Source organism: Streptomyces sp. IMTB 2501 (assembly GCF_001953885.1).
Taxonomy (GTDB): Bacteria; Actinomycetota; Actinomycetes; order Streptomycetales; family Streptomycetaceae; genus Streptomyces.
In genome coordinates, this window is sequence record NZ_MQUS01000001.1 from 408838 (window position 1) to 425178 (window position 16341).

Genomic DNA, 16341 nt, shown 5'->3' on the forward strand with positions numbered 1-16341 from the left:
CCCGGTGGGTCGATCACCCTGGAACGCAGTACTCGGTTACCGCGAGTACTCCGTTACCGCGAAAGGCAGTTGTCGCGCCATGGCCCCCACCGCACTGCACCCCGATCCGGCCGGAACCCTGCCCGGCATCCCCGTCGTCGACATCACCGCCACCGGTCCCGGGTGTACCCCCATACAGCAGCTCATGGAGCTGATGCGCGCCCATGGCCCGGTGCTGGTGCGCCGGCTGTACGGCCGGGACGTGCTGTTCGTCGCCGACGCCGATCTGGTCGCGGACCTCGCCGACGAGGACCGGTTCGCCAAGCACGTCGGGCCCGCCCTGGAGAACGTGCGGGAATTCACCGCCGACGGCCTGTTCACCGCCTACAACGACGAGCCCAACTGGGCCAAGGCGCACGACATCCTGATGCCCGCCTTCGCGCTCGGCTCGATGCGCACCTACCACCCGGTGATGCTCAAGGTGGCCCGCCGGCTCATCGACTCCTGGGACCGCGCGGCCCGGGACGGGCAGACCGTGAACGTGCCCGACGACATGACCCGGATGACCCTCGACACCATCGGGCTGGCCGGATTCGACTACGACTTCGGCTCGTTCGAACGCGGCGAGCCGCACCCGTTCGTGGAGTCGATGGTCCGCTGCCTGGAGTGGAGCATGAACCGGCTGGCCCGCAACCCGGGCCAGGACTACTCCGCCGCCGACACCGCCTTCCGCGCGGACGCCGACTATCTCGCACAGGTCGTCGACGACGTCATCGCCTCCCGCGCCGGAACCGACCAGAGCGGCGCCGAGGACCTGCTCGGGCTGATGCTCAGCGCCCCGCACCCCGCCGACGGCACCACCCTGGACGCCGCCAACATCCGCAACCAGGTCATCACCTTCCTGATCGCCGGCCACGAGACGACCTCGGGCGCCATGTCCTTCGCCCTGTACTACCTCGCCAAGCACCCCGCCGTGCTCCGGCTGGTGCAGCGCGAGGCCGACGCGCTGTGGGGCGACGCGGCCGACCCGGATCCGTCGTACGACGACATCGGCCGGCTCACCTACACCCGCCAGGTCCTGAACGAGGCGCTCCGGCTGTGGCCGACCGCCGCCGCGTTCAGCAGGCGTGCCCGCGAGGACACAATGCTCGGTGGCCGGATCCCCCTCCGGGCCGGCCAGTCCCTCTCCGTGGTCACCCCGATGCTGCACCGGCAGCCCGTGTGGGGCGACAACCCGGAGCACTTCGATCCGGAGCGGTTCACCGCCGCGGCGGAGGCGGCCCGCCCGGTGCACGCCTTCAAGCCCTTCGGCACCGGTGAACGCGCCTGCATCGGGCGGCAGTTCGCGCTCCACGAGGCGACCATGCTGCTTGCCATGCTGGTCCACCGCTACCGGTTGCAGGACCACGCCGACTACCGGCTCAGCGTGAAGGAGACGCTCACCCTCAAGCCCGAGGGCTTCACCCTCACCCTCGTTCCGCGCACCTTTGCCGACCGCGTCCACGCCCCGCTGCCCGGCGCCGCGCGCCCGCAGGAGGACGGCGCCCCGGCCCCGGACGCGCTCCCCGCCCGGGTCCGCCCCGGCACGCGCGCCCTCTTCCTGCACGGCAGCAACTACGGCACCTGCCGCGCCTTCGCCGCCCAGCTCGCAGACGAGGCCGCCGCCGTGGGCTGCGCCACCGAGGTCGCCGCCCTGGACGCGTTCGCGGACGGACTGCCCACCGACCGGCCCGTCGTCATCACCGCCGCCTCCTACAACGGCCGCCCCACCGACGACGCCGGCGCCTTCGTCGCATGGCTGGAGGGCGGCCCCGACCTGACCGGCGTGAGCTACGCCGTCCTCGGCGTCGGCGACCGCAACTGGGCCGCGACCTACCAGCACGTCCCCACCCGCATCGACGCCCGCCTCGCCGAGCTGGGCGGCACCCGTCTGACCGACCGGGCCGCCGCCGACGCCTCCGGCGATCTCACCGGCACCGTACGGGAGTTCACGGCCCGGCTGCGCACCGCGCTCCTGACGGAGTACGGCGACCCCGACGCCCGGCAGGACACCTCTTGCGCCGAACCCACGCACGCCTACGAGGTCCGCACCCTGACCGGCGGCCCGCTGGACGCCCTCGCCGCCCGGCACGAGCTGGTCCCGATGACCGTGACCGAGGCGTACGACCTGACCGCGCCGGGGCACCCGCGCACCAAGCGCTTCCTGCGCGTCGCGCTGCCCGAGGGCGTCACCTACCGCACCGCCGACCATCTGACCGTCCTGCCGGCCAACGCCCCGGACCTGGTGGAGCGCGCCGTCGCCGCGTTCGGCCTCGACCCCGACGCCGTCCTGGACATCCGGGCCGCCCGCCCGCGCCGCGACGGCCTCGCCGTGGACCGGCCCCTGTCGGCACGGCAACTCCTCACCCAGCACGTCGAGTTGCAGGAGCGGCCGACGGCCCGGCAGCTCGCCCTGCTCGCCGAGGCCAACCCCTGCCCGCCCGAGCGTGCCGCTCTCGCCGCCCTGGGCGACGACGATCCCCGCACCCTGCTGGAGCTGGCCGAGGACCACCCCGCGCTGCGCGGGGCGCTCGACTGGCCGCTGCTGCTCGACCTGCTGACCCCGCTGCGGCCCCGCCACTACTCGGTGTCCTCCTCGCCGTCCGTCGACCCGGACCACGTGGACCTCATGGTCTCCGTCCTCGACGCCCCCGCCCGGTCCGGCCGGGGCCGCTACCGCGGCACCGGTTCCGGCCATCTCGCCTCCCTCGGCGCCGGCGACACGATCCACGCGCGGATCCAGCCCTGCCGTGAGGTCTTCCGGATCGACGGCTCGGCGCCGGTCGTGATGGTCGCCGCCGGCACCGGACTCGCCCCCTTCCGCGGCGCCGTCGCCGACCGCGCCGCGGCCCGCGCCACGGGCGCCGAACTCCCGCCCGCGCTGCTGTACTTCGGCTGCGACGCCCCCGACGCCGACTTCCTGCACGCCGGGGAACTGCGGGCCGCCGAGGCAGCCGGCGCCCTTTCGCTGCGCCCGGCCTTCAGTGCCGCACCCGAGAACGGCGCCGCCTTCGTGCAGCACCGCATCGCCGCCGAGGCCGACGAGATCTGGGCGCTGCTGGACTCCGGCGCCCGGGTGTACGTGTGCGGCGACGGTGCCCGGATGGCACCCGGTGTCCGGGAGGCGTTCCGTACGCTGTACCGGGAGCGCACCCCGGGCAGCGACGAGGCCGCGGCCGGGACCTGGCTCGACACGCTGGTGGCGGACGGCCGTTACGTCGAGGACGTGTACGCGGCGGGCTGAGCCGCGCCACGTACCCCGCTCCCGCACCTCACACACCGTCAGGCACCTCACACCGCCCCGTGCCCCTCGTGGCGCGGGGCGGTCCCGGCCACCTCTTAGCTCAGATCGTGAACTAAGGCGTGGGGAATATCGCACTCCGGCCGTCCGAAGGGGTATGTTGCAGGTCGGGCAGGGTTCGTGAAGGGAGCCGCATGGCGGGGCGGAACGGGCGCACGGTACGTGACCTCAGGCGGGGCAACCGCACGGCGGTGCTGCAGAAGCTGTACTTCGACGGCCCCCTGAGCCGGTTCGAGCTGGGCCCGGCCACCGGCCTGAGCTCCGGCTCGGTCAGCAACGTGGTCGCCGATCTGATCGCGGACGGCCTGGTCGAGGAGGCCGGCAGCGTCGACTCCGACGGCGGCCGGCCCCGCACGCTGCTGCGCGTCGCCCCGGGCAGCGGACAGCTGATCGGCGTCGACGTCGGCGAAACCCGGGTCCGCGTCGAGCTGTTCGACCTGGCCCTGACCGAACTCGCCCGCACCGAACGACGGCTGACCCCGCAGGGTTACGACGTCGAGGTGATCGCGGGGCACATCCGCGACGGCATCGCCGAGGTCCTCGGCGCCGCAGAGGCCGCACCCGAGCGGCTGCTCGGTGTCGGTGTCGGCGTCCCCGGCATCGTCGAGCACACCCCGGACCAGGGCGCCGTAGTGCACGGGCAGACCATCGGCTGGGACGCGGTCCCGCTGGAGCGGCTGCTCCGCTCCGCCTCCCGACTCCCGGACGAGATCCCGTACTTCATCGACAACGGCGCCAAGACCCTGGGCCAGGCCGAGATGTGGTTCGGCGCGGGACGCGGCGCCCGCAACGCCGTCGTCGTGCTCTTCGGCTCCGGCGTCGGCGCCTGTGTCGTCACCCCGGAGGCGGAGTACGGACGGGCCGTCGAGTGGGGACATCTGACGGTACGGGTGCGCGGGCGCCGCTGCCGCTGCGGCGCGCCCGGCTGCCTGGAGGCCTATGCGGGCGCCGAGTCGCTCCTGGCCCGCTGGCACGAGGCGGGCGGACAGCCGCCCGAGGACACCGACGAGGAGACCGCGCTCACCGCGATGCTCGCCGCCGCCTATCCGCCCGAGGGCGCCGAACCCGACCCGGTCGCGCTGGCCGTCCTGGAGGAGACCGCCGAGTACCTCGGCGCCGGCCTGTCCGACCTGATCAACCTCTTCCAGCCCGAGCGGATCCTCATCGGAGGCTGGGCCGGACTCCAGCTCGGCACCCGCTTCCTGCCCGCCGTACGCCGCCACGCGACGACGTACGCGCTGCGCCATCCGGCCGACAAGGTGGCCATCGACCTCGGCCGCCTCGGCCCGGACGCGGTCACCGTCGGCGCCGCGATCCTGCCGCTGGCCGACTTCTTCGCCAGCGGCGGCCGCCGGCCCGAACCGGTCACCGAGGACCGTCTGCCCGCCTGGCGGGCGGCCCTCCGGCAGCGGGCCCCGCGCTGAGCGGACCCGCACCGGTACGGCGCCTCCCGCGCACCAGGCCATTACATGGCAGGTAATCGACCCGCGCGCGGGACCCGGGGAGCATCGAGGACGTCAGCGCGGCCGAGCAGCGTCGCCCCTGGTCCGGACAGCCGAGGAGGCACCCCATGCCGTACTACGAGAGCCCTGTCGACGGCACCCGTCTGCACTACATCGACCACGGCCCCGCGGACGGTCCCGTCGCCGTCTTCGCCGCCAGCGCCTATACCGGCCACGAGATGTGGGAGTACCAGACGCTGCCGCTCGCGGAGGCCGGCTACCGCTGTGTCGCCCTGGACCGGCGGGGCCACGGCCGTTCCGACGCGCCGTGGTCGGGCTACGACCTCGACACCCTCGCCGACGATCTGCACGGTCTGCTCGACCACCTCGACCTGCGTGACGTCACCCTGATCGGACACTCCATCGGCACGGCGGAGGCGCTGCGCAGTGTGACCCGGCACGGCACCGGCCGGGTGGCCCGTGTCGCCGTCGTCGCCGGTGTCAGCCCGGGCGTGGTCCGCTCGCCCGGCACCCCGGACGGTGTGGACCCGGCGGTGGTGCGGGCCGACGACGAGGTGTTCAGGCGCGACCGTGCGGCCTGGTTCGTCGCCGGGGTCGACGCCTTCTTCGCCGCCCATCTGCCCGGCAACGAGGTGTCCCCGGAGTACGTCCGCCATCTGATCGACCGCTGCCTGATCGCCGGCCCGCGCGCGGCTATGGGCATCCGGGGCGTCGTCGCCGCCCTCGACATCGCCGACGAGCTGCCCGGGGTGAACGTGCCGGTGCTCGTCGTGCACGGCACCGACGACACCTCCGCACCCCTGGACCGCACCGCGGAACGCGTGGCCCGGCTCGTCCCGGACGGCACTCTCAAGGTGTACGAGCGCGGTGGCCACGGCCTGTTCGTCACGCACGCGGAACGGCTCACGGCGGATCTGCGCGCGTTCATCGACGCCGGAGCCGCCCGGAGCGCCGCACTCACCGGGGCGAAGGCGGGCGCCTGGACCCTCGCCAGGGGCAGGCAAAGCCCCGGCCGTGACGGGGGAATCACGACCGGGGCAATTGGTTCAACGGGCAACCATGCTTCGGTGTTCCATAGCTGTACGTGACCTGTCTCACCCTCTGTGACCACCACCCCGGCCGGCCCACCCGCCTCAGCCGCTCGCCACGCGCGCCGGTACCTGCCCCTCATGGGTCCAGGCCAGCAGCTCGTCGGAGGACCAGGTGGTCACCACCCGCTCGGCGGGCACCCCGCACTCCTCGGCCCGGGCACAGCCGAGGATCTGCCAGTCCAGCTGGCCGGGCGCGTGAGCGTCGGTGTCCACGGCGAACAGCACCCCCGCCGCCACGGCCCTGCGCAGCAGCCGGCGTGGCGGGTCCAGCCGCTCGGGGCGGCTGTTGATCTCCACGGCCGTACCGGACTCGGCGCAGGCGGCGAACACCGCGTCCGCGTCGAACTCCGACTCCGGCCGCCCCCGGCCCGTCACCAGGCGCCCGGTGCAGTGCCCCAGCACGTCGGCATGCGGATCGCGGACGGCGGCCACCATCCGGCGGGTCATCGAGCGGGCGTCCATCCGCAGCTTGGAGTGCACGGACACCACGACCACGTCCAGCCGCCGCAGCAGCTCCGGCTCCTGGTCCAGCGAGCCGTCCTCAAGGATGTCGCACTCGATGCCGGTGAGCAGCCGGAACGGCGCCCACCGCGCGTTCAGCTCCGCCACCACCGCCAGCTGCTCGCGCAGCCGCTCCGCCGACAGGCCACGGGCCACGGTCAGCCGCGGGGAGTGGTCGGTGAGGGCGGTCCATTCATGGCCGAGCGCGGCCGCCGCCCGCCCCATCTCCTCGATCGGACTGCCCCCGTCGGACCAGTCCGAGTGGGTGTGACAGTCACCGCGGACCAGCGCCCGCAACCCGGCTCCAAGGCCCTCGGCGGGCGCCGTCCCGCTCTCCTCCTCCAGCGCGCGCAGATAGCCGGGCAGCTGCCCGGCCAGCGCCTCCCGCACCACCTGTACGGTCTTCGGTCCGACCCCCTTGAGCGCCTCCAGCGTCCCGGCCGCCGCCCGCTCGGCGACCTCGCCCTCGGGCAGGGCGGCCAGCGTCCGGGCCGCGGTACGGAAGGCTTTCACCCGGTAGGAGGGCGCGAGCGACCGCTCCAGCAGGAAGGCGATCCGCTCCAGGGCGTCGACGGGCTCCATGTACCAAGGGTGGACCAGGCCCCCCGGAGGGGCGTTCTCGATCTCCCGGCCGGTTTCGGTGGAGGACTCGTCGGGGCCGGATGCGTTCTACGCTCTCTTATATGACCGAACAAGGAGTTCCGCACATCTCCCGTCCGCGGGTCCTGGTGCTCGGTGTGTGCCAGGGCAGACCGGGTGAGCCGCCCTTCCGGATCATGGAGATCGACGGTCAGGTGATCGGTGAGGCCAGGCACGTCACCGACGTACTGGAGACCGCCGCCTCGTACGGCATCACCATCCACGACATGGACGACCCGGACGTGGTCCGGTGGGTCGGCGGGGACAAGTACACCTGGACGCTGCACTGAGCCGCTCGGCCGGCCGTCCGCGGGCGGCCTACCCGGCCGCACGGTTGCTCGTCGTCACCGACACCGAGTCCACCACCAGTTGCTGCGGGAACTGGGTGCTGTTGTCCGGGTCGCCGGGCCAGTAGCCGCCGACGGCCAGGTTCAGGATCAGGAAGAAGGGTTTGTTGTCGAACACCCAGGTCTTCCCGCCGAGATCGGCGGGCGAGCGCCGCTCGTAGACGTTCCCGTCCACGGACCAGGTGATCGAGCCGGGCGCCCAGTCGACGGCGAAGGTGTGGAAGCCGTCCGCGAAGGCCTGGCCGTTCGGCAGTGAGTAGGCCGCGCCTATGCCGCCGGAACCCGAGTAGCCGGGGCCGTGGATGGTGCCGTGCACGGTCGAGGGTTCGAAGCCGACGTTCTCCATCACGTCGATCTCGCCCGAGTCCGGCCAGTTCACGGGCGTGCCGAGCATCCAGAACGCCGGCCACATGCCCTGCCCGCGAGGGATCTTCATCCGCGCCTCGACATGCCCGTACTGGGCGTTGAACTTGCCGGCCGTGTTCAGCCGGGCCGAGGTGTACTGGCAGCTGCCGTACCAGCACTGGTAGCCGGCCGGGTTCTCCTTGCGGGCCGTGATCACCAGGTGGCCCTGGCCGTCCAGGGCCGCGTTGTCCGTCCCGGGGGTGTAGTACTCCCGCTCGTGGTTGTTGACGTTGTCCCCGGTCTCCAGCGTCCACTTCGAGGAGTCGACCGCCGAGCCCGCGGGCCCGTCGAAGTCGTCCGAGAAGGTGCTGACGGTCGCCGCCCCCGACGCGGAGGTCTGGGCCCGCGCCGGACCGACGGCGGCGGAGCCGACCAGCGCGGCGGACAGGGCGGCGAGGATGCATCGGCGGAGCAGGCGTGGGGAAGCCATGGCTCTCCGTTCGGCGTGGGGGGTGTGGGGGTGTGATGCCTCTTGATTTAAGGAGTGAGAAAAGCGAGCGTCAATACCCTGGTACGGACCTGTTTCTGATGGGCGGTCAGGGAAGTGGGGTCGCCGGTGCCCCGGTGCACGGCGGGCCGCCGATAGCATGACGGCCCAGCCCGTGACGAACAGGCGAGGAGCGGATCGTGCGAGACATCGCCGTCTTCAGCGGCAGCGCCCATCCCGACCTGGCCCGCGAGGTCTGCGCCCACCTCGGGGTGCCTCTCAGTCCCACCCGGATCAGCCGGTTCGCCAACGACTGCCTGGGGGTGCAGCTGCAGGCCAACTGCCGGGAACGGGACGTCTTCCTGATCCAGCCGCTGGTCCGGCCGGTGCAGGAGCACCTGGTGGAGCTGCTGCTGATGTGCGACGCCGCCCGGGGCGCCTCCGCCGCCAGGATCACCGTCGTCATGCCGCACTACTCCTACGCCCGCTCCGACAAGAAGGACGCCCCGCGTATCTCCATCGGCGGCCGGCTGGTCGCCGATCTGCTCGTGGCGGCGGGCGCGAGCCGGGTGCTCGCCATGACCCTGCACTCCCCGCAGGTGCACGGCTTCTTCTCGGTGCCGGTCGACCATCTGAACGCGCTGCGTGAACTCGCCGCGCACTTTCGCCGGTACGACCTGGCGCGTACCACGGTCGTCTCGCCGGACCTCGGCAACGCCAAGGAGGCCGCCGCCTTCGCCCGGCTCATCGGCGCCCGGGTGGCGGCCGGTGCCAAGCAGCGGTTCGCGGAGGACCGGGTGAGCATCAGCTCCGTCATCGGCGACGTCACCGGCCGGGACGTCATCGTGCTGGACGACGAGATCGCCAAGGGCAGCACCGTGCTCGAACTCCTCGACCGGCTGCGCGAGTCCGGCGTCCGGTCGATCCGGGTGGCGTGCACGCACGGGCTGTTCGCCGCCGGTGCGCTGAAGCGGCTGAGCGAGCAGCCGGACGTGCTGGAGATCGTCTGCACCAACACCGTGCCGGTGCCGGTGGACGGCGAGCCCACCGACAAGCTGCGGGTGCTCTCCATCGCCCCGGCGCTCGCGGAGGCGGTACGGCGCATTCACAACGGTGAATCCGTGAGCGCCCTGTTCGAGCAGTCGTAGAGCGCCTAGACAGGAAGGAGTGGCGCGGCACCCGGCGGCACCCACCCCTACCTGGAGGGCCGGCAGTGGCGAAGGCGAAGTTCGAGCGGACCAAACCGCATGTGAACATCGGCACCATCGGTCATATCGACCATGGCAAGACCACCCTGACGGCGGCCATCACCAAGGTGCTGCACGACAAGCACCCCGCGCTGAACCCGTTCACGCCGTTCGACCAGATCGACAGGGCGCCCGAGGAGCGCCAGCGGGGCATCACCATCTCCATCGCCCATGTCGAGTACCAGACCGAGCACCGGCACTACGCGCATGTCGACTGCCCGGGCCACGCCGACTACATCAAGAACATGATCACCGGTGCCGCCCAGATGGACGGCGCCATCCTCGTCGTCGCCGCCACCGACGGACCCATGCCGCAGACCAAGGAACACGTCCTGCTGGCCCGCCAGGTCGGGGTGCCCTCCATCGTCGTCGCCCTGAACAAGACCGACATGGTGGACGACGAGGAGATCCTGGAACTGGTCGAGCTGGAGGTGCGCGAACTGCTCACCGAGTACGACTTCCCCGGCGACGCCGTCCCCGTCGTACAGGTCTCCGCGCTCAAGGCCCTGGAGGGTGACCCGCGCTGGACCGCCTCGGTGCTCGAACTGCTCGACGCCGTCGACCGGTTCGTGCCCGAACCGCAGCGGGAGGTGGACAAGCCGTTCCTGATGCCGGTCGAGGACGTCTTCACCATCACCGGCCGGGGCACCGTGGTCACCGGCCGGATCGAGCGCGGCATCCTCCGGGTGCACGGCGAGGTCGAGATCATCGGCGTCCACGAGGGGAAGACCCGGACCACGGTCACCGGCATCGAGATGTTCCGCAAGCTGCTCGACGAGGGCCGGGCCGGCGAGAACGTCGGGCTGCTGCTGCGCGGGGTGAAACGGGACGAGGTCGAGCGCGGCCAGGTCGTCATCGCACCCGGAACGGTCACCCCGCACACGGAGTTCGAGGCGCGCGCGTACATCCTGTCCAAGGACGAGGGCGGCCGGCACACCCCGTTCTTCGAGAACTACCGCCCCCAGTTCTACTTCCGCACCACCGATGTGACCGGCGTGGTGACCCTGCCCCGGGGCACCGACATGGTCATGCCGGGGGACAACACGACCATGCACGTCACCCTCATCCAGCCGATCGCGATGGAGGAGGGCCTGAAGTTCGCCATCCGCGAGGGCGGCCGCACGGTCGGCGCCGGGCAGGTCACCCGGATCGTCCGGTAGCCGGCCGGAGCCGGGCTCACAGCGAGCCGGACGCGGCCCCGGACCGGGCCAGGGCCGCGTCCAGTGTGGGATGCGGGGGCAGCAGCCGGGACAGACCGGTGACGCGGAAGACGCGCAGCGTCAGCGGGTGCGTGCACACCAGGTGCAGCTGTCCGCCGCCGCCCAGCACCCGGGCGCGGGCCCGGTACAGCAGCCGCAGCCCCGAGCAGTCGAAGAACTCCACCGGCCGCAGATCGATGACGACCCGGGCACCGGGCCGGCCGGTGATCTGGTCCAGCGACGGGCCGATCTCCGTCGCCGACAGCAGATCGATCTCGCCCCGCAACTCCAGGACCGTGTGCGCCCGGTGCTCGTACACACGGAGGTGACGGGGGAGCGGTGCAGGCTCGTCTCGCACGACGGCATCACCTCCCACCCGCGCCCGGACGTCGGTCTCCCGATCGTCAAGTTACCCTCGATGGAAGGAATTTGAGCATGTTCGGTTGACATATGTCTGCGAGTTTGGCGCTTGCCGCCCGGCAATCGTGCCGAGTTGACCAGTCAGTCGACCAGAAGGACCAGCTTCCCGGTCGTCCGTCCGGTGTCGCCCGCTTCGTGCGCCTTCGCCGCATCCGCCAGCGGGAACGTCCCGGCGATCGTGGCCTTCAGTTTCCCGGACCCGGCCAGCTCCGCGATCGCCTCCATTCCGGCCCGGTCGGCGTCCACCAGCATGCGCACGGCCCGTACGCCGAGCCGCTCGGCCTCGTCGTAGAACTCCTGCGAGCCCCCGGGCAGGATCGACACCACGACACCGCCCGGCCGCAGCACCTTCAGCGACGCCACCGAGGTGTCCCCGCCGAGCGTGTCCAGGACCACGTCGACGTCCCGCACCGCCTCCGTGACCTCGGTCGTCCGGTAGTCGACCGCCTCGTCCACGCCGATCTCGCGCAGGAAGTCGTGCTTGCCCGCGCTCGCCGTACCGATCACATACGCGCCGCGCGCCTTGGCGATCTGCACGGCCACGTGCCCGACGCCGCCGGCCGCCGCGTGGATCAGCACCCGCTGCCCGGGCCGCAGGTCCGCGTGCTCGGTCAGCGCCTGCCAGGCGGTCAGGGACACCAGCGGCAGCGCGCCGGCCTGGGTGTGGTCGACCGAGGCCGGCTTGTGCGTGAGGGCACGGACCGGCGCGATCGCGTAATCGGCGTGCGAGCCATGGCCGTAGGGGTAGGGCAGCATGCCGAAGACCTCGTCGCCGGGCGTGAAGGCGGCCACGCCGATCCCGGTCTCCACGACCTCCCCGGAGACGTCCCAGCCGAGGACGAACGGCGGCCGGCCGAGGAAGCCGCCGGTGGCCCGGTGCTTCCAGTCGGTGGGGTTGACCCCGGCGGCCCGCACCCGCACCAGCACCTGGTTCGGGCCCGGCTTCGGCCGCTCCACCTGCACTTCCCTCAGGGCCTCGGGACCGCCGAGGACGTCCTGGCTGATGGCTCGCATCGTGTTCGCATCGCTCATGGTCACCCAGCCTGCCGGGCGCCGGCCGTCCGGGAAATGGCATGAATGCCAAGCTTCGATAGGATCGTGCCATGACCGATGTCCCGCTGCACACCCGGCGCCCCGAGCGGGTGGTCGTCCTGGCCCTGGACGGCGTCTACCCCTTCGAGCTGGGCATCCCCAGCCGGATCCTCGGCGCCGCCGACGGCCACTACGAGGTCCTGACCTGCACGGTCGACGGCCGCCCGGTGCGCACCAGCGCCGACTTCACGATCGGTGTCGCACACGGCCCCGAGATCCTAGACACGGCCGACACGGTCGTGGTCACCTCGATGCCGCCCGCGTACATCCCCACGGAGCTGCCGGACGAGGTCACCGCGGCCCTCGCCCGGATCCGCCCGGACGCACGGATCGTCTCGATCTGCACGGCCGCCTTCGTGCTCGCCGAGGCCGGCCTGCTCGACGGCCGCCGGGCGACCACGCACTGGCAGGTGGCCGATGCGTTCCGCCGCCGCTTCCCGCGGGTCGACCTCGATCCGGACGTCCTCTTCGTCGCCGACGGCCGCATGCTCACCTCGGCCGGGGCCGCCTCCGGCGTCGATATCTGCCTGCACATCGTCCGTGCCGACCACGGCAGCGAGCTGGCCAACGCCGTCGCCCGCCGCTGTGTCGTCCCGCCGTTCCGGGACGGCGGCCAGGCCCAGTACATCGAGCAGCCGGTCCCCGAAAGCGGCGCGGCGAGCACGGCGGCGACCCGTGCCTGGGCCCTGGAGCGCCTCGAAGAGCCGCTCACCCTCACCGATCTCGCCGGCCACGCCCGGATGAGCCTGCGCACCTTCGCCCGCCGCTTCGGCGACGAGGTCGGCCTCAGCCCCGGCCGCTGGCTGATCCAGCAGCGCGTCACCCGCGCCCGGCATCTGCTGGAGTCCAGCGACCTGCCGGTGGACCGGATCGCCGCCGAGGTCGGCTTCGCCACCGGCGCCTCGCTGCGCCAGCACCTGCACGCGGCGATCGGGGTGTCCCCGCAGGCGTACCGGCGGACCTTCCAGCAGACCCGCTGAAGGTCATTCGGCGCCGTACACCCGCTCCCCGCCCACATAGGTGAGGGCCGCGCCCGTCTCCGCGATCTCCTGTGGCGGCCCGGCGAACGGATCGCGGTCCAGGACCACCAGATCGGCGAGCGCCCCGACGGCCACCCGGCCGGTGTCGTCCAGATGGTTCACGTACGCCGAGCCGGCCGTGTAGGCCGTCAGCGCGTCCGTGAGGCCGAGCCGCTCCTCGGGCAGGAACACCGGTCCGGTGCCGCCCGGCTCGATCCGGTTGACCGCGACATGGACGCCCTGGAGCGGATCGGGGCTGCTCACCGGCCAGTCACTGCCCGCCGCGAGCCGCGCCCCCGAGCGCAGCAGCGCGCCGAACGGGTACTGCCAGGCGGCCCGTTCGGGCCCGAGGAAGGGGATCGTCAGCTCGTCCATCTGCGGCTCGTGGGCGGCCCACAGCGGCTGGATGTTCGCGGTCGCGCCGAGCCCCGCGAACCGGGGCACGTCGTCCGGGTGCACGACCTGCAGATGCGCGAGATGCGGCCGGGTGTCGCTCGGCCCGTTCGCGGCACGGGCCGCTTCGACCGCGTCCAGCGCATCGCGTACGGCACGGTCGCCCAGCGCGTGGAAGTGGCACTGGAAGCCGAGCGCATCCAACTCGGTGACGTACTTGGGTAGTCGGGAAGGCTCGATGAAGCTCTTGCCGCGGTTGGCGGTCGCGCACCCGCACCGGTCCAGGTAGGGGTCGAGCAGCGCCGCCGTGCCGTTCTCGGCGACCCCGTCCAGCATCAGCTTCACCGTGCCCGCCCGGAACCGGCCCTGGCGCAACGCCGCCCGCTTCTCCACGAGTTCGGGGATCTGCTCGGCGCCGCGCTCCCGGTCCCACCACAGCGCGCCCACCACCCGCGCGGTCAGCGAACCCTCCCGCGCCGCCGCGAGATACGCCTCGGCGGGGTCGTCCATGCCGAGGAAGTCACCGACCAGCGCGTCCTGCCAGGCGGTGATGCCGAGCGAGTGCAGATGCCGCTGGGCGTGCAGCAGCGCGGCCAGCCGGTCGGCCGGTGTGGCGGGCGGGGTGAGCCGGCCGACCAGCTGCATCGCACCCTCCTGGAGCGTGCCGCTGGGCTCCCCGGAGGCGTCGCGCTCGATCCGCCCGTCGGCCGGGTCGGGGGTGTCCCGGTCGATGCCCGCCAGCCGCAGCGCCCGGCTGTTGACCCAGGCGCCGTGATGGTCCCGGTTCGGCAGATACACCGGCCGGTCCGGTACGACCGCGTCCAGCAGCTCCTTGGCCGGCGTCCCGCCCGCGAACGCCTCCATCGACCAGCCGCCGCCCAGGATCCACTCCCGCTCCGGATGGGCGTCGGCGTACGCCCGTACGGTGGCCACGCTCTCCTCGGCCGTCGTCGTACCGGACAGATCGCACTGGGCCAGCTCCAGCCCCGCCGGCACCGGATGGACGTGCGCGTCCTGGAAGCCGGGCAGCAGCAGCCGGCCCGCGAGATCGACCACCTCCGTGCCCGGCCCGGCCAGGTCGTGCAGCTCGTCGCCGCCGACGGCGGTGATACGGCCGCCGGTGACGGCGACGGCGGTCGCGGTACGGCCCTCGGGTCCCCCGGGGGTGAGGACGGGGCCGCCGGTGAACAGCAGATCAGCGTGCATGATGCCTTTCCTGGTGGTTCGGCCGATGGTGATCGGCCCGGTGGTCAGCTGGAGGTGGTGAGCAGCTCGGGGGAGTCGGCGTCGGTCCCCGCGCCGGTGCGGAAGTACGGCGATCGGCGCACCCACTTGGCCCAGGCGGCGACCGCGAACCCGGAGACGATCATGGCGACCGGCATGAGCAGCAGGAACCAGCCGTTGTCCGCGCGGAGTTCGAGGTGGTCGGCGGAGTCGTAGAAGGACCAGCCGAGGTAGCCGCCGAGGCCCAGCAGGGCCAGCGCGCTGAGCGTGGGCAGCAGCACCGCCCGCACGCCCTGCCGCCAGTCCTCCCGCAGCAGGGCGCGGAAGCGTACGGCGGCCGCCAGCGCGGTGAGCGCGTAGGACAGGGCGACGACGACACCGATCGCGTTCACGGTCGCGTTGATCATGTCGGCCAGGCGCGGGATCACCAGCGCACCCGCCGCCACCACGACGGCCAGCGCCCCGATCAGCAGCGTCCCGGCCGCCGGAGTCCCGTACCGGGCGCTGACCTTGGACCACACCGGTCCGAGGGTGCGGTCCCGGCTCATCGCGAACATCCCGCGGGCCGTCGGGATGACGCCGGCCTGCAGCGAGGCCACCGCCGAGAACATCAGGGCGACCAACGGCAGCGCGGCGAGCGGCTGGGACGCCAGCCGGTCCCCGTAGTACGCGAGCCCCTGGGCCCCATGACCGGCCAACTCCTGCGGGGAAAGCACCCGTTGGAAGGCGACCGAGCCGAGCAGGAACAGCCCGAGCATCGTCACCAGCGTGATGATCCCGGCCCGGGAGGCGTCCCGCGGGTCGCGCACCTCCTCGTTCACGGTGAACGCGGCCTCGAAACCCCAGTAACAGAACACCGACAGCAGCAGCCCCTGCGCCACCGCGGTCGCCGAGGGGATCGCGAACGGGTCGAACCAGGACAGGCTGAAGGAGTGCGGGCCGGTGACGATGCCGTAGCCGCAGAACCCGAGCAGCACGACGTACTCGAAGACCAGCAGCCCGGTCTGCAGCCGGGCCGCCGTGCGGACACCGGTCACGGCGGTCAGCGTGACGGCGACCAGGACGACGATCCCCACCGCCGTGGTCTGCGCGGTCGAGCCCGGATCGAGGCCCAGCGAGCCGATCCGGTGCAGGCCCGCCTCCCCGGCCAGTTGCAGCAGCGCCGATCCGGTGACCGCCGTGGTGTACGCGAGGAACGCCACGCTCGCCACGAAGTTCACCCAGCCGACCATGAAACCGAGCCACGGGCTGAGCGAACGGCCCACCCACACATAGCCGTTGCCCGCGTTCGGCTCCACCCGGTTCAGCCGTGCGAAGGCCCCGGCGATCCCGAGGACGGGCAGGAAGGCCAGCAGCATGATGGCCGGCAGATGCGGGCCGACCACCCCCGCGGTCACTCCGAGACCGATGCCGATGCTGGTCGTGGCGGCCGTACTGGAGGCGGCGACGGCGACGCCGTCCACGAGGCCGAGGGATTGGCGCAGCTCGGGCCGCGCGGGGGGATCCACTCCGAAGGGTCTGTCACTCATGCCGGTTCTCCGCTCGCACCGCGGGG

12 protein-coding genes and 1 pseudogene are annotated in these 16341 nt (G+C 72.5%); 7 read left to right on the forward strand and 6 right to left on the reverse strand.

The window, feature by feature from the left end:
• Nucleotides 1-79: 79 nt before the first annotated feature.
• The 3 genes from AV521_RS02005 to AV521_RS02015 all read left to right on the forward strand — a co-directional run bounded on the left by AV521_RS02005 (nucleotide 80) and on the right by AV521_RS02015 (nucleotide 5870).
• The gene (locus AV521_RS02005; protein WP_076082507.1) at nucleotides 80-3262 is read left to right on the forward strand and encodes a cytochrome P450; all 3183 of its coding nucleotides are present in this window, start codon (nucleotides 80-82) and stop codon (nucleotides 3260-3262) included.
• A 191-nt stretch (nucleotides 3263-3453) separates the two neighbouring features.
• Nucleotides 3454-4743 (forward strand): ROK family protein, encoded by a 1290-nt coding sequence (locus AV521_RS02010; protein WP_076082509.1) that lies wholly within the window; start codon nucleotides 3454-3456, stop codon nucleotides 4741-4743.
• Nucleotides 4744-4889: 146 nt separating this feature from the next.
• Nucleotides 4890-5870 (forward strand): alpha/beta fold hydrolase, encoded by a 981-nt coding sequence (locus AV521_RS02015; RefSeq protein ID WP_076082510.1) that lies wholly within the window; start codon nucleotides 4890-4892, stop codon nucleotides 5868-5870.
• A 45-nt stretch (nucleotides 5871-5915) separates the two neighbouring features.
• Here AV521_RS02015 and AV521_RS02020 read toward each other — a convergent pair whose 3' ends face one another.
• Nucleotides 5916-6956 (reverse strand): PHP domain-containing protein, encoded by a 1041-nt coding sequence (locus AV521_RS02020; protein ID WP_076082512.1) that lies wholly within the window; start codon nucleotides 6954-6956, stop codon nucleotides 5916-5918.
• Between the two features lie 101 nt (nucleotides 6957-7057).
• Here AV521_RS02020 and AV521_RS02025 point away from each other — a divergent pair, with 101 nt between their 5' ends.
• On the forward strand, nucleotides 7058-7303 hold the full coding sequence (locus AV521_RS02025) for a hypothetical protein (protein WP_076082514.1): 246 nt from the start codon (nucleotides 7058-7060) through the stop codon (nucleotides 7301-7303).
• A gap of 31 nt (nucleotides 7304-7334) precedes the next feature.
• On the opposite strand, the pseudogene AV521_RS02030 reads toward AV521_RS02025, so the two are convergent.
• Nucleotides 7335-8195, reverse strand: a pseudogene (locus tag AV521_RS02030) (family 16 glycosylhydrolase); the annotation flags it as partial.
• Nucleotides 8196-8392: 197 nt separating this feature from the next.
• Between AV521_RS02030 and AV521_RS02035 the strand changes: the two are divergent.
• Nucleotides 8393-9340 carry a ribose-phosphate pyrophosphokinase gene (locus tag AV521_RS02035; protein WP_076082517.1) on the forward strand — a complete coding sequence of 316 codons (948 nt, stop codon included), beginning with the start codon at nucleotides 8393-8395 and terminating at the stop codon, nucleotides 9338-9340.
• A 65-nt stretch (nucleotides 9341-9405) separates the two neighbouring features.
• Nucleotides 9406-10599 carry an elongation factor Tu gene (gene tuf, locus AV521_RS02040; RefSeq protein WP_076082518.1) on the forward strand — a complete coding sequence of 398 codons (1194 nt, stop codon included), beginning with the start codon at nucleotides 9406-9408 and terminating at the stop codon, nucleotides 10597-10599.
• Nucleotides 10600-10615: 16 nt separating this feature from the next.
• Here the strand turns inward: tuf and AV521_RS02045 are convergent, their stop codons facing one another.
• Nucleotides 10616-10996, reverse strand: a complete 381-nt coding sequence (locus tag AV521_RS02045) for an anti-sigma factor antagonist (protein WP_079249073.1) — start codon at nucleotides 10994-10996, stop codon at nucleotides 10616-10618.
• A 143-nt stretch (nucleotides 10997-11139) separates the two neighbouring features.
• Nucleotides 11140-12090 (reverse strand): NADP-dependent oxidoreductase, encoded by a 951-nt coding sequence (locus AV521_RS02050; RefSeq protein ID WP_179022776.1) that lies wholly within the window; start codon nucleotides 12088-12090, stop codon nucleotides 11140-11142.
• Nucleotides 12091-12161: 71 nt separating this feature from the next.
• Here AV521_RS02050 and AV521_RS02055 point away from each other — a divergent pair, with 71 nt between their 5' ends.
• Nucleotides 12162-13130: a GlxA family transcriptional regulator gene (locus AV521_RS02055; RefSeq protein WP_076082521.1), complete on the forward strand. Its 969-nt coding sequence runs from the start codon at nucleotides 12162-12164 to the stop codon at nucleotides 13128-13130.
• Between the two features lie 3 nt (nucleotides 13131-13133).
• On the opposite strand, the gene AV521_RS02060 is transcribed toward AV521_RS02055, so the two are convergent.
• Nucleotides 13134-14768 carry an amidohydrolase gene (locus AV521_RS02060; RefSeq protein WP_076082522.1) on the reverse strand — a complete coding sequence of 545 codons (1635 nt, stop codon included), beginning with the start codon at nucleotides 14766-14768 and terminating at the stop codon, nucleotides 13134-13136.
• Between the two features lie 44 nt (nucleotides 14769-14812).
• Entirely contained in the window at nucleotides 14813-16315 is a 1503-nt protein-coding gene (locus AV521_RS02065) for an APC family permease (protein WP_076082523.1), read from the reverse strand.
• Nucleotides 16316-16341: the final 26 nt, after the last annotated feature.